The sequence below is a fragment of the Buchnera aphidicola str. G002 (Myzus persicae) genome (assembly GCF_000521565.1).
Classification (GTDB): Bacteria; Pseudomonadota; Gammaproteobacteria; order Enterobacterales; family Enterobacteriaceae; genus Buchnera; species Buchnera aphidicola_C.
In genome coordinates, this window is the sequence record NZ_CP002701.1 from 408,076 (window position 1) to 422,286 (window position 14,211).

At 27.1% G+C, this 14,211-nt stretch carries 10 protein-coding genes, 1 tRNA gene and 1 pseudogene; 4 read left to right on the top strand and 8 right to left on the bottom strand.

Going from position 1 to position 14,211, the window contains the following annotated elements; translation table 11 throughout:
* Positions 1 to 312: 312 nt before the first annotated feature.
* The 4 genes from argF (at position 313) to BUMPG002_RS01885 (ending at position 3,303) form a co-directional block, all read left to right on the top strand.
* The gene (gene argF, locus BUMPG002_RS01870) at positions 313 to 1,329 is read left to right on the top strand and encodes an ornithine carbamoyltransferase (RefSeq protein ID WP_025368999.1); all 1,017 of its coding nucleotides are present in this window, start codon (positions 313 to 315) and stop codon (positions 1,327 to 1,329) included.
* Positions 1,330 to 1,471: 142 nt separating this feature from the next.
* Positions 1,472 to 2,401: an aspartate carbamoyltransferase gene (gene pyrB / locus BUMPG002_RS01875; RefSeq protein WP_025369000.1), complete on the top strand. Its 930-nt coding sequence runs from the start codon at positions 1,472 to 1,474 to the stop codon at positions 2,399 to 2,401.
* 10 nt (positions 2,402 to 2,411) lie between these two features.
* On the top strand, positions 2,412 to 2,873 hold the full coding sequence (gene pyrI / locus BUMPG002_RS01880; RefSeq protein WP_025369001.1) for an aspartate carbamoyltransferase regulatory subunit: 462 nt from the start codon (positions 2,412 to 2,414) through the stop codon (positions 2,871 to 2,873).
* Between the two features lie 43 nt (positions 2,874 to 2,916).
* The gene (locus BUMPG002_RS01885; RefSeq protein WP_025369002.1) at positions 2,917 to 3,303 is read left to right on the top strand and encodes a Rid family detoxifying hydrolase; all 387 of its coding nucleotides are present in this window, start codon (positions 2,917 to 2,919) and stop codon (positions 3,301 to 3,303) included.
* Between the two features lie 86 nt (positions 3,304 to 3,389).
* On the opposite strand, the gene BUMPG002_RS01890 is transcribed toward BUMPG002_RS01885, so the two are convergent.
* From BUMPG002_RS01890 to BUMPG002_RS03255, 8 genes and pseudogenes are all read right to left on the bottom strand, one after another.
* The gene (locus tag BUMPG002_RS01890; protein WP_025369003.1) at positions 3,390 to 5,180 is read right to left on the bottom strand and encodes a DEAD/DEAH family ATP-dependent RNA helicase; all 1,791 of its coding nucleotides are present in this window, start codon (positions 5,178 to 5,180) and stop codon (positions 3,390 to 3,392) included.
* 425 nt (positions 5,181 to 5,605) lie between these two features.
* On the bottom strand, positions 5,606 to 7,729 hold the full coding sequence (gene pnp, locus BUMPG002_RS01895) for a polyribonucleotide nucleotidyltransferase (RefSeq protein ID WP_025369004.1): 2,124 nt from the start codon (positions 7,727 to 7,729) through the stop codon (positions 5,606 to 5,608).
* Between the two features lie 204 nt (positions 7,730 to 7,933).
* Positions 7,934 to 8,203, bottom strand: a complete 270-nt coding sequence (rpsO, locus tag BUMPG002_RS01900; RefSeq protein ID WP_025369005.1) for a 30S ribosomal protein S15 — start codon at positions 8,201 to 8,203, stop codon at positions 7,934 to 7,936.
* A 106-nt stretch (positions 8,204 to 8,309) separates the two neighbouring features.
* Positions 8,310 to 9,242 (bottom strand): tRNA pseudouridine(55) synthase TruB, encoded by a 933-nt coding sequence (truB, locus tag BUMPG002_RS01905; protein WP_025369006.1) that lies wholly within the window; start codon positions 9,240 to 9,242, stop codon positions 8,310 to 8,312.
* Positions 9,243 to 9,257: 15 nt separating this feature from the next.
* The gene (rbfA, locus tag BUMPG002_RS01910; protein ID WP_025369007.1) at positions 9,258 to 9,641 is read right to left on the bottom strand and encodes a 30S ribosome-binding factor RbfA; all 384 of its coding nucleotides are present in this window, start codon (positions 9,639 to 9,641) and stop codon (positions 9,258 to 9,260) included.
* Between the two features lie 47 nt (positions 9,642 to 9,688).
* Positions 9,689 to 12,334 (bottom strand): translation initiation factor IF-2, encoded by a 2,646-nt coding sequence (infB, locus tag BUMPG002_RS01915; RefSeq protein WP_025369008.1) that lies wholly within the window; start codon positions 12,332 to 12,334, stop codon positions 9,689 to 9,691.
* 17 nt (positions 12,335 to 12,351) lie between these two features.
* A pseudogene (nusA, locus tag BUMPG002_RS01920) lies at positions 12,352 to 13,838 on the bottom strand (transcription termination factor NusA).
* Between the two features lie 245 nt (positions 13,839 to 14,083).
* A tRNA-Leu gene (locus BUMPG002_RS03255) sits at positions 14,084 to 14,166 on the bottom strand.
* Positions 14,167 to 14,211 lie beyond the last annotated feature (45 nt).

Here is a 14,211-nt window from a genome sequence, read left to right on the forward strand (position 1 = left end):
TATAATTCAAATTACATTAAGTATATTAAATATTCTTTAAAATTATTAATTAAATTTAATTTATATTTTTTATTTTAATATATAATTAAACTTATATATTAACATTACTTTTTTTTGTATTGAAAATTTTTACGAAACATAACACTATCTTTTTACTGAAATACATTTTTTTATGTATGAATTTTATTGTAATTTCATAGAATTCCTTCCATCATTTATTGTTTAAGAAAAAAATATTATATACTATAATATGTATTCTCTAATTTCAATTTTTTTAAAAATATATTTTTTATTCAATGTTGAGACTTTAACATGAACAATCTTTATCAACGTAATTGTTTGAAACTATTAGATTTCACTTCTTCTGAATTAAAAAAAATTATTTCTTTGGCAGAAAAACTTAAAAAAAACAAAAAAAATAATCAAGAAATTCCGTTACTTAAGAAAAAAAATATCGCTTTAATTTTTGAAAAAGAATCTACTCGAACTAGATGCTCGTTTGAAATAGCTGCTTTTGATCAAGGTGCTCATGTTACGTATCTTGGTCCCGGTAGCACTCATCTTGGAACAAAAGAATCAATTGCAGATACAGCACAAGTCCTTAGTCGTTTATATGATGGTATTCAGTATCGAGGACATAATCATAGAACAATAGAAATTTTAGCACAATATTCCCGAGTACCCGTATGGAATGGTTTAACTGAAAAATTTCATCCTACTCAAATACTAGCTGATTTGTTAACTATGCAAGAAATTTTTCCTAATAAAAAATTTAATGAAATAAAGTGTGCATATGTTGGTGACACACATAATAATATGGGAAATAGTTTACTAGAAGCAGCTTCATTAGTTGGATTAGACTTACGTTTAGTATCTCCTAAAAAATATTGGCCAGAAAAAACGTTTTTTTTATTTTGTCAAGAGCAATCTCAAAATAAAAAAGGAAGAATAATTTGTACTGAAAATATTTCAGAAGGTGTTAAAAATGTAGATTTTATTTATACAGATGTTTGGGTATCTATGGGAGAACCAGAAGATCAATGGAAAGATAGAATTGAATCATTGCATGATTATCAAGTTAATAGTTCAATGTTAGATCTTACTAATAATTCTAATATAAAAATATTGCACTGTCTTCCAGCATTACATAATCAAGAAACCAAAATAGGAAAATCTATATTAAGAAAATATGGATTTAAAAATGGGATGGAAATCACAGATAATATTTTTCAAAAACACCAAAACACTATTTTTGAACAATCAGAAAATAGATTACATACTATCAAAGCACTACTAGTATCTAGTCTGCTAAAAACCATTGACTTTTAAATAAATTATACATACATTGAAATATTCAAAATATTAATAAAATTTATAAAAATATTTAAAAAAACAATATTTTTTATAGAGTTTTCTATACTAAAAAAGTATCTTATGCTATCTTTTCTGAAATTATTAAGGTAAATAAAATTTGAGAAATTCTCTATATAAAAAAAATATAATTTCTATAAATGACTTACAGCGTAATGAATTAGAATTAGTTCTAAAAAAATCTGCAATTCTTAAAAAAAAACCACATTATAACTTATTAAAAAATAAAATTATAGCTAGTTGTTTTTTTGAAGCTTCAACACGTACTCGTTTATCATTTGAAACTGCTATCTATCGATTAGGAGCATCGATAGTAGGATTTTCGGATGGAAATAATATTTCATTAAAAAAGAAAGGAGAAACATTATCAGATACTATTTCAGTAATTAGTTCTTATGTAGATGCAATTGTTATTCGACATCCACAAGAAGGTGCTGCACGTTTAGCAACAGAATTTTCTAATGGTATACCGGTATTCAATGCAGGAGATGGTGCAAATCAGCATCCCACACAAACACTTTTAGATTTATTTACTATTCAAGAAACTCAGAATAGATTAGGTAATTTAAATATTGCAATGGTAGGAGATCTGAAATACGGAAGAACAGTCCATTCATTAGCACAAGCATTAGCAAAATTTAAAGATAATAAATTTTTTTTTATTTCTCCTAATGCTTTAACGATGCCAAATTATATCAATGACATGCTCGAAAAAAAAGAAATTTTTTGGAAAAGATATAAAAACATAGAAGATATAATTTCTGAAATAGATATTCTTTATATGACTCGAGTGCAGAGAGAAAGATTAGATTCTACTGAGTATGCAAATGCTAAAGCAAAATTTGTATTACATTCTTCAACTTTACGAAATGCACGAAGTAATTTAAAAATATTGCATCCTCTCCCTCGTATAGAGGAAATAGATCGTGATGTTGATCATACACCTTATGCTTGGTATTTTAAACAAGCTGCAAATGGAATTTATGCACGTCAAGCAATTTTATCTTTAGTCTTAATAGAAAAACATTAATAATAAAAATATGCAAATAAATAAACTTCAAGTAGAAGCTATTAGATCTGGCAGTGTTATTGACCATATACCTGCACATATTGGTTTTAAATTATTATCTTTATTTAGATTTACTGAAACAGAAAAACGTATTACTATAGGATTAAATTTACCTTCGCAAAAATTAGGAAAAAAAGATCTCATCAAGATTGAAAATACTTTTTTAAATGATCATCAAATCAATCAATTAGCTATTTATGCTCCAGATGCTACCGTAAATTATATTAATGAATATAATCTTGTAGGAAAAACATTTCCAACTTTACCTGAAAAAATAGATCAAATTCTTATTTGTCCAAATAGTAATTGTATTAGTCATCATAATTTTGTAACTTCTAGTTTTGTTTTTCAAAAAGATAAATATCATAATATAAATTTAAAATGTAAATACTGTGAAAAAGAATTTCCTAAAAATATAGTTTTGTCATATTAACGATAGTATTAATATCACACAAATATAAAAACGGTTATCATATATGAAAGACATAATTAATACTAAAAATGCACCGCAACCTATTGGTCCCTATTCACAAGCTATTCAAGTTAATAATATTCTTATATTGTCAGGACAAATACCGATTGATGTTGTATCAAATTATATCCCACAAAATATTTCTGAACAGACATATCTTGTATTAGTTAATATTAAAGCTATTTTAACACAAGCTAAATTTCAGATAAAAGATATTATTAAAACAACTATTTTTACGACTGATTTAAAAAAAATAGATATTATTAATGAAATTTATACAAAATTTTTTATAGATAATAAATCAGAATTTCCTGCACGATCTTGTGTAGAAGTAAAATCTTTACCTAAAAATGTAAAAATAGAAATTGAAGCAATAGCGTATCAAAAATAAAACTTATTTTAAAATAATATTTATAAAGAAAATTTTTTATTTTAAATATTTGAATATGCCGCAAAGCGGCATAAAACTTCAAGAATTTATACATTCCTACGACGAGAAAAAGACGTTTTTGATTCGTTCTTAGAAAAATTAGATTTATTTAAACGATTTTCAGAAAAACGACGATTGCTATTTTTATCTTTATTAAATGTAGTACGGTTCGTTGTTTTAGTTTCGTAAACTCGAGAGTCACGTAATAATTTTATATTGATAGGTTTGTTTAAAATTCTAGTACGTGTCAAATATTGTAATAAATCTTTTGACATTCCCTTGGGTAATTCAATTGTAGCATAGGAAGAAAAAAGTTTAATATTTCCAATATTACGACTATTAATATTTCCTTCATTAGCAATAGCTCCAACAATATGACGTACTTCTACTCCATCGTTACGTCCTACTTCAATGCGATATAAATCTATATCTTTATTATCACGACGTTCTCGACGTATTCGACTGTTACGATTGTCTTCTCGTCTACGTTCCTCTTTAGATAAACGATGATTGATGACTAAATCAGGTTTGATAATTAAAGGACGTTCTCCTTGAGCCATTTTTAATAAAGCAGCTGCTAAAGTTTTTATATCTAAATCATCTGTAAAATATAGTTTATCTAACAAAGCACTATATTGTTCTAAGTCTCGACTTTCTAATTGCTGTTGTACTTTTTTTGCAAATTGTTCAAGCCGTCTTTTAGATAATAACTCAATTTTTGGTAATTGTACTTCTGGAATAGATTGTTTGATAGTACGTTCTATATTACGTAACAAACGACGTTCACGATTTTCAACAAATAATAATGCACGACCTGCACGACCTGCACGACCTGTACGACCTATACGGTGAACATAAGATTCTGAATCCATAGGAATATCGTAGTTTATAACAAAACTAATACGATCAACATCTAAACCGCGTGCTGCAACATCTGTAGCAATTAGAATATCTAATCGACCATTTTTTAATCTTTCTAAGGTTTGTTCTCGTAAAGCTTGATTCATATCTCCATTTAATGCAGCACTATTATATCCGTTACGTTCTAAAGCTTCTGATACTTCTAAAGTTGCATTTTTAGTTTTAACAAAAATAATAGTAGCAGAAAAATCTTCAGCTTCTAAAAATCGAATTAACGCATCAGTTTTTCGACTACAGACCATCCAATAACTTTGTTTGATATCTGGACGTGTACTAATATTAGATTGTATTTTTATTTCTTCCGGATTTTTCATAAATCGTTTAGAAATTCGACGTATTGCTTCTGGCATTGTAGCAGAAAATAATGCAGTCTGATGATCTTTGGGAATTTGTGCCATAATAGTTTCTACATCTTCTATAAATCCCATGCGTAACATTTCATCTGCTTCATCTAAAACTAATCCATGTAAATTTGAAAGATTAAGAGTTCCTCGTTTTAAATGATCTAATAAACGTCCTGGAGTTCCTACAACAATTTGAGGTCCTTGTTTTAAAGCACGTAATTGCAATTCGTATCTTTGTCCACCATATAAAGGTAATACATGTATGCCTATCATATGTTTAGAAAAATCCGAAAATGCTTCAGCTACTTGAACTGCTAATTCTCTTGTAGGAGCTAATACTAATATTTGAGGAGCTTTTAAATTAATATCAAGATTATGTAACAACGGCAATGCAAATGCGGCAGTTTTACCGCTTCCGGTTTGTGCCATGCCTAATACATCACGTCCTTTTAAGAGCAAAGGAATACACGCTGCTTGTATAGGAGAAGGTTTAACATATCCCATTTCAGTTAAAGATTGGATAATAAAAGGGTTTAAACCAAGAAAAGAAAATGTGCTTTCAATATGAGTCATGCAATAGATATGCCTTTTAAGTTACAGTGGCCAGTCTACATAGCTCATTATGAAAATATTTATTTATTCTCATTGAAAGGTGTGAACCGGCTCAAATTAAGTGATTTAATAAATAAAAAAATTGAATTTTATAAAAAATTAATAGTTATATTTATTAATTATTGCTAATGATTTTTTAGATATATATGATTTATTTCAAAAAATAACATTAGCAACTTATTGAATTTTATTTTTTAAAAAAATTATATATCTATTCTAGATTAATATAATTTTTCAAAAATAAGATGAATTAAATTTTATATAATTTCTATTTCCATGGTACTATTTGAAAAGATATAAAGCTATATTTTATTAAAAAATGTTTTTTAAGAATTTTACTCTGGTTAAGATAATTTTTTAAATTTAATTAATTTAAAATAATTATATCAGATAATATCATGATTTATTATTTTATTAGAAATAATAGAATTTTCTATTTCTTTTATGCTTAACCTCAAACGACCCTGACGATCTATTTCTAAAACTTTTACAGAGATTACTTGATCAATTTTTAAATGATCAGATACTTTATCAACTCGTTTATCAGAAATTTGTGAAATATGAACTAAACCTTCTTTTCCAAAACCGATAGAAACAAAAGCACCAAAATCAACAATACGAGTAACTTTTCCTGAATAAATTTTTCCTACTTCAATTTCTGCTGTAATTTCTTCAATTCTGCGGATAGCATGTTTTGCTTTTTCACTAACAGCAGCTGATATCTTAACTGTACCATCATCTTCAATTTCAATTATAGTACCAGTTTCTTCAGTAAGCATTCTAATAACAGAACCTCCTTTACCTATTACATCCTTTATTTTTTCAGGACTAATTTTAATGGTATGGATACGAGGAGCAAGTTCAGAAATTTCATTTCTTGATTTACTTAATGCTTGATTCATTACATTTAAAATATGTAATCGAGCTAATCTTGCTGCATTTAGAGCTGTATGTATAATTTCATTAGTAATACCCTCTATCTTCATATCCATTTGTAATGCTGTAATACCTATATCTGTTCCAGAAACTTTAAAGTCCATATCTCCTAAATGATCTTCATCCCCTAAAATATCTGAAAGTAGTACATATTGTTCTCCTTCTTTCACTAAACCCATCGATATACCAGCAACAGCAGATTTAATAGGTACACCAGCATCCATTAAAGCTAAAGAAGCTCCACAAACAGAAGCCATGGAAGACGAACCATTTGATTCAGTAATTTCAGAAACTATTCTAATAGTATACGGAAAATCGTCTAATTTTGGCATCACAGCTAATAAACTTCTTTTAGCAAGACGACCATGTCCAATTTCACGTCTTTTTGGTGATCCTACTGTTCCTATTTCTCCAACAGAATAAGGAGGAAAATTATAATGAAATAAAAAATTATCTGTTCTATCTCCTAATAACTCATCTAAGTTTTGTGCATCTCGAGATGTTCCTAAAGTTACTGCAACTAAAGATTGTGTTTCTCCTCTAGTAAATAAAGCAGAACCATGTGTTCTAGGTAAAACACCAGTACGCACATCTAATGCACGAATCATATCTTTTTCTCGTCCATCAATTCGCGTTTCATTATTTAATATACGTTTACGCACAATTTTTTTTTCAATTTTTTGAAAAATAGCTTCTATTTCTAACACAGAAACATTCGAATTATTATCAGAAAATGTTTTTATTATTTCTTCTTTAATAGAATTTAATCTATCAAATCTTTCTTGTTTATTAAAAATTAAATAAGCAGAACTTATTTCTTTTTCAGATAATTCGATAATTTTCAATTCTAATGCTTTATTTATATCTGGATAAGATGTTGTCCAAGGTAATTTACTAGCTTCATTTGATAAAGAACGAATATTATTAATTACTACTTGTTGTTGTTGATGACCAAAAATAATAGCTTCAAGAATTTTTTCTTCACTAAGTATTTTTGATTCTGCTTCTACCATAAGAACAGCGTTTTGAGTTCCTGAAACAACTAAATCTAAAGAACTATTTTTCATATCATCACTTGTAGGATTTAATAAGTATTGATTATTAATATAACCCACTCTTGCAGCACCTACTGGACCATAAAATGGAATACCCGATAAACTCAGTGCTGCTGATGCGCCTATAATAGAAATTATATCAGGATTAATTTGAGGATTAACTGATACAACTGTTGCAATAATTTGAACTTCATTCAAAAAATTTTTAGGAAATAGAGGTCGAATAGGTCTATCTATCAAACGAGCTATTAATATTTCATTTTCACTTGGACGTCCTTCTCTTCTAAAAAATCCCCCCGGTATACGACCTGCAGCATATGTACGTTCTTGATAATTAACAGTAAGTGGAAAAAATTTTTGACCTGTATGTATTTTTTTTTGCCCTACAACAGTTACAAAAACTGCTGTATCATCCATACTTGCCATAACAGCTGCTGTCGCTTGTCGTGCCATTATACCTGTTTCTAAAGTAATCGTATATTGACCATATTGAAATTTACGTACAATTGGATTTAGCAAAATAATATCCTTAACATAAAACTAATTTTTTTAATAAATAGAAATTACCTTATTAATACTTTAATAGTATTAATAACATTTAGTTTATAAAATTTAAATGAAACTGTAAAAAAAGGGCTAAAAAAGCCCTTTGTAAGTAATATTTCTTCATTTTTTTATGAAAATATAGATTTTTTTTAAATTCTATATTTTTAGAAGAACTGTTTACCGTCTTAAATGTAATTCTTCAATTAAAATAGTATAACGAGAGATATTTTTTTTCTTTAAATAATCTAATAATTTACGACGTTTTGAAACCATATTTAAAAGACCTCTACGGCTACAATGATCTTTTTTATGTTGAGAAAAATGTACTTGAAGATGATTAATTTGAGTTGTTAGTAATGCAATTTGTACTTCTGTTTTTCCACTATCTTGTTTATTTTGACCATATTTTAAAATAATATTTTTTGTGTCTATTGCACACAGGGACATATAATACTCCATATATTTAAAACAATATTTTATTGATTTTAGAATCTAATTCAGTATTTTAAAAATAATATCATGCTAATCTTAAATTTAATAGTGAATAACTTAATTAGTATATAGAAACTAATCGATATGGTATTAATAATGCTTCTGTATTAATTCTTCCTAATCCAATAAATTTTTTATCTTTTTTTTCTATTACACGTACCAAACTATTTTTAATATTAGATTGATAATTTACTATCTGTCCAAGTTTAAAATGATATGATTCTGTACAAGAAAGATATACTTCTGGTAAAAAAGATACAGGACTATCTATAGGCATTAATAAATTATCTATTTTTTGAAAAAAATTAATATTTTTAGTATTATTTTTGTTTAACAATTTATATAAATCAGTAATTTTGACTAATTTCGTATAACTATAGGATGCAACTTGTAAACGACGTAAAAAAATTACATGAGCACCACAACCTAATTTTTCCCCTAAATCTTCAATAAGAGTTCTAATATATGTGCCTTTTGAACATAATACTGTAAATTCAATTAAATTATCTTTTTGAATAACAGAATCAATACTATATATCATTACTTTTCTTATTTTACGTTTTATATTTAATCCTTGACGCGCATATTTATATAAAGGAATACCATTATATTTAATCGCTGAATACATGGAAGGAATTTGATTAATTAAACCAGTAAGTTCTTTTATAGATGCATTCAGCTGAAAATTAGTAAACAAAATAGGACGTTTTTCTATCACTATTCCATAGGAATCAGATGTAGATGTTTTTTCTCCTAATTTAGCAATAACATGGTAACGCTTATTAGATTCCGTCAAATAACTAGAAAATTTTGCACATTCTCCAAAACAAATAGGTAACATTCCAGTTGCTAAAGGATCTAAAGTTCCAATATATCCTGCTTTTTTTGCATTAAAAATAGATTTTACTTTCTGTAAAGCCTGATTAGAGGACATACCGGAAGGTTTATCTAATAATATTAACCCATGAACATTGCGTTTTTTATGAAAAAACATTGATTAATCCTTTTTTCATTCATAAAATAGTGTATTCTCATTTTTTTTTGATAATTTATTCAATATCATAGAAATATGATTACCTTTTAAAAACGAATCATCATAATAAAAAATAATATTCGGTATAATCCTTAGTCTCATTTTTTTGCATAATAATTTTCGAATATAACTAGAAGCGTTATTTAAGACTATTAATATTTTATCAACATTGCGTTGATTTAAATTTTCTAAAAAACTTACAAATACTTGAGCATAGGACAAATCTTTAGATATTTTAACTTCAGAAACTGTTATCATTTTTTTGATGCGTGGATCTTGCATTGAATATTGTATAATAACAGATATTTTTTTTTGTAATTCTTGTCCTATACGAATAGATCGATTAAAAGATTTTTCCATAATGATATTACCAAATTATTTTTTTTAAAATAAATATACATTTAAATTTATAATATTCTTTTAACTTCTTTTACTTCGAAAACTTCTATGATATCTTTGATGCGTATATCGTTATAATTTTTTATACCAATACCACATTCTAATCCATTACGTATTTCATTAACATCTTCTTTAAAACGACGTAACGATTCTAATTCACCTTCATGTATCACTATATTATCTCTTAATATATGAATTGGATTAGTACGTTTAACTATCCCTTCAATAACCATGCAACCTGCAATCAAGCCAAATTTAGGAGATTTAAAAGTATTTCTAACTTCAGCTAATCCAATAATATTTTGTTTATATTCAGGTGATAAAAGACCAGTCATAGCAGATTTAACTTCATTAATTAAATCATAAATAACTGAATAATAACGAAGATCTAAATGTTCTGAATTAATTATTTTTTTGGCAGCAGCATCTGCTCTAACATTAAATCCTAAAATAATAGCATTTGAAGCCATAGCTAAAGAAGCATCTGTTTCTGTAATACCACCGATACCTAATCCTATTATTTTTACTTTTACTTCATTTGTAGAAAGCTTTAATAAGGCTCCAGAAATTGCTTCTAAAGAACCTTGTACATCAGATTTAAGAATGATCTTTAATTCAGAAAAATTATTTTTACTCATACTATCAAACATATTTTCTAAATTTATTTTATTTTCATTTAATAACTTTCTTTCACGAAATTTTTCTTTTCTATAAGAAGCTACTTCTTTTGCTTTTTTTTCATCACGGACTACAGTAACGTTATCTCCTGAAAAAGGAACTTTAGATAGTCCTAAAACTTCTACTGGCATAGCAGGTCCTGCATACAAGACTTCCTTTCCTGTTTGATCACGTAAAGCTTTAATACGACCATATTCAAAGCCACATAGTATTATATCTCCTTTTTTTAAAGTACCTTTTTGAATTAATACAGTAGCTATTGGTCCACGACCCTTATCTAAAAATGATTCAATAACGACACCTTCTGCCATACCAGTAGGTACTGCTTTTAATTCTAATATTTCTGCTTGAAGTAAAATTGCATTTAATAGTTGATCTACACCGTTGCCTGTTTTTGCAGAAACAGATACAAATATATTTTCACCACCCCATTCTTCTGAAAGAATATTATATTTCATTAAATCATTTTTTACTTTATCAATATCAGAATCTATTTTATCAATTTTATTAATAGCTACAATTACTGGAACATTAGCTTCTTTTGCATGTTGAATCGCTTCAATCGTTTGAGGCATAACACCATCATCTGCTGCTATAACCAAAACAACAATATCAGTTATTTTTACTCCACGAGATCTCATGGCAGTAAAAGCTGAATGACCTGGTGTATCTAAAAAAGTAATAGAACCTAAATCAGTTTTCACATGATATGCACCAATATTCTGTGTAATTCCTCCAGCTTCATGAAAAGCGGTTTTTGTTGAACGAATATAATCTAATAATGATGTTTTACCATGATCAACATGTCCCATTATAGTAACTACTGGAGATCTTACAGTAAAAATATTATTACCTATATCACGATCTTGCATAATTATTTCTTCTAATTCATTTTCTCTATGCAAAGTAACTTTATGACCCATTTCTTCTGCAATTAACTGAGCTGTATCCTGATCTAAGATATGATTAATAGTACCTATAACACCAATTTTCATCATAGTTTTAATCACTTCAGAACTTTTTATAGCCATTTTATTAGAAAGATCAGATACAGAAATAGTTCCATTAATTATAATATCTCTATTAACAATAGAATCGGGTTTTTTAAAAACTTGTTGCAATAAAATAGGCTTGTTTTTTTGTTTCAGATTTTTTTTCTGACGATTGGAAATACGTATTTCTTCTTTATTATTTTTACTATTATAAAAATTTTTATTACTTTTTTTCTGACGATGATTTTTTAAAACTCGGTTATGATTTCTTTTATCAGTTTCGATATCTCTATCATTATCATCTTCAGCTTGTCGAGCATGTAAAAACGTTGTTAAATGATAATCTTTTTTTTCTTCTTTATAAGATTTTCTAGTATCTATATTTTCTTTTGTTCTTTTTTTTTCATTAATATCAATAAAATTTTTTTCTATATTTTTTTTTATTTTTTTGTCTTTTTCTTCTTTATTTAAGATTTTAGAATTTTTTACTTTATTAATTTTTTTAAAGTTAAAAAATTCAACATTTGTTTTATTAAAATCTAATTTTTCAATATTTTTTTTACGTTTTTTGTCTATAGTATTTTTTTCTATAGACGTATTTATATTATTTTTTTGTAAATTTTTTAAAGAATACTCTTGTTTTATTAGAATTTTATTAGTACTTGTTATATTCGATGAAAAGTCAGCTTCAAATTTATTATTTTTTATGTAAGTTCTTTTCTTACGTACTTCTACTTGTATAGATTTATTTTTTCCACTAGTAGTAGATACGCTTAAAGTACTGCGTGTTTTCCTTTGTAAAATTAAAGTATCTAAAGAAGATTTTTTTTTAGATTCTAAATGTTTTAATAAATTATTTTTTTCAATTAAATTAATTTGATCCTTTTCATTTTTTACTATACCGATATCAGATAATTCTTTTATCAACTCTTTGATTGATATTTTTATTTCATTAGATAAAAATTTTAAACTTATATCTGTCATACCTTTTCTTCCTATTATTAAACTTTACCACCGAACCAACAGATATTACGAGCAGTCATAATTAATAAACCAGCTTGTTCAGAATTGAGACTCTTAATATCAGTTAAATCATCTATTCCTTGATCAGCTAATTCTGCTAAAGTAAATATATTTTTTTCAGCTAATTGCAAAGCCAATACTGTATTCATACCATTTATATTTAGTAAATCTTTTTCTGTTTTTTTATCTTTAATTCTATTTTTTTTTCTGATTCTATGATACGTAATTTATTTTTTGCACCTTCACGTACTATTTTTGCTTCTTCTTTACTTAAATCATTAATTTCTAATAATTCATTAAATGGTATATAAGCTAATTCTTCAAGAGAAGAAAAACCTTCTTTTACTAAAATTTTTATAATTTTTTCGCTAATATTTAAATTTTTTTTAAAAGTATTAAAAGCTGCATGAGCTTCTTCTTGATGTTTAGAATGCAGATCTTCTGTAGTCATGACATTTAATTCCCAACCACTGATTTGAGAAGCCAAACGAACGTTCTGCCCATTTCGACCGATAGCTTGTGCTAAATTTCCGGATTCTACAGCTATATCCATAGTGTGATGATCTTCATCTACTACAATAGAAGCTACATCTGCTGGAGCCATTGCGTTAATAACAAACTGAGCAGGATTATCATCCCATAAAATAATATCAATTCGTTCACCACATAATTCGCTTGATACTGCTTGTACACGAGCTCCTCTCATTCCTACACATGCACCTACTGGATCAATGCGCTTATCATTAGTTTTTACTGCAATTTTTGCTCGAGAACCTGGATCACGGGCAGCTGCTTTAATTTCAATGACTTCTTCTCCAATTTCAGGAACTTCTATCCTGAATAACTCAATTAACATTTCTGTTTTAGAGCGACTAATAAATAACTGAGCGCCACGAGATTCAGGATATACACCGTATAGAATCCCGCGAATACGATCACCAGGACGAAAGTTTTCTCTCGGCAACATACCTTCACGTAAAATTAATGCTTCAGCATTATTGCCTAAATCTAAAGTTAAATTATCTCGATGAATTTTCTTAACTATGCCAGTAATTATCTGACCAATATATTTTCGAAATTGATTAACTAACATTGCTCTTTCTGCTTCTCGTACTTTTTGTACAATTACTTGTTTTGCAGTTTGAGTAGTTATTCTATCAAAATTTACAGATTCTATCTGATCTTCTATATAATCGTTAATCTGAACTTTTTCACCTTCAAAACAAGCTGCTTCTAAAGTAATTTCTCTAGTGGGTTGAGTCACTGTATCCACTACCATCCAACGTCTAAAAGTAGTAAAATTTCCAGTTTTTCGATTTATACTAACTCTAATATCAATTTCTTGTTCATGTTTTTTCTTAGTGGCTGTTGCTAAGGCGATTTCTAATGCTTCAAAAATTTTTTCACGAGGGAGAGACTTTTCATTAGAAACAGCTTCTACGACAGCTAAGATTTCTTTATTCATCTTAGAGTACCTTAAAATAAACATTTTTGAAATGAACAATAAATAGCTTATTTTGTATGTATTCATTACAAAAAATTAATTTTTAAATTAAATAATTAATTATTTAATATTTTAAGAAATATTAATTTTACATAAATTAAAATAAATTTTCTAATAAAAAACCCCGAAAATTCGGGGTTTTAGGCAATATTACCCTATATATATAGTAATGATGATAAATCTAAATCTTTTAAATAAAAAAATAGTACCGAGGATGGGAATTGAACCCATATGCCTATTTGGCACTATCCCCTCAAGATAGCGTGTCTACCAGTTTCACCACCTCGGTATATTATATTTATTCTTAAAATCACAATTAACTTAATATACAATT

Coding starts and splice junctions, on each gene's coding strand:
- rbfA (WP_025369007.1), bottom strand. CDS start 9,641: ATGGAAAAATCTTTTAATCGATCTATTCGTATAGGACAAGAATTACAA.
- infB (WP_025369008.1), bottom strand. CDS start 12,334: ATGACAGATATAAGTTTAAAATTTTTATCTAATGAAATAAAAATATCA.
- pyrI (WP_025369001.1), top strand. CDS start 2,412: ATGCAAATAAATAAACTTCAAGTAGAAGCTATTAGATCTGGCAGTGTT.
- rpsO (WP_025369005.1), bottom strand. CDS start 8,203: ATGTCCCTGTGTGCAATAGACACAAAAAATATTATTTTAAAATATGGT.
- BUMPG002_RS01890 (WP_025369003.1), bottom strand. CDS start 5,180: ATGACTCATATTGAAAGCACATTTTCTTTTCTTGGTTTAAACCCTTTT.
- argF (WP_025368999.1), top strand. CDS start 313: ATGAACAATCTTTATCAACGTAATTGTTTGAAACTATTAGATTTCACT.
- BUMPG002_RS01885 (WP_025369002.1), top strand. CDS start 2,917: ATGAAAGACATAATTAATACTAAAAATGCACCGCAACCTATTGGTCCC.
- truB (WP_025369006.1), bottom strand. CDS start 9,242: ATGTTTTTTCATAAAAAACGCAATGTTCATGGGTTAATATTATTAGAT.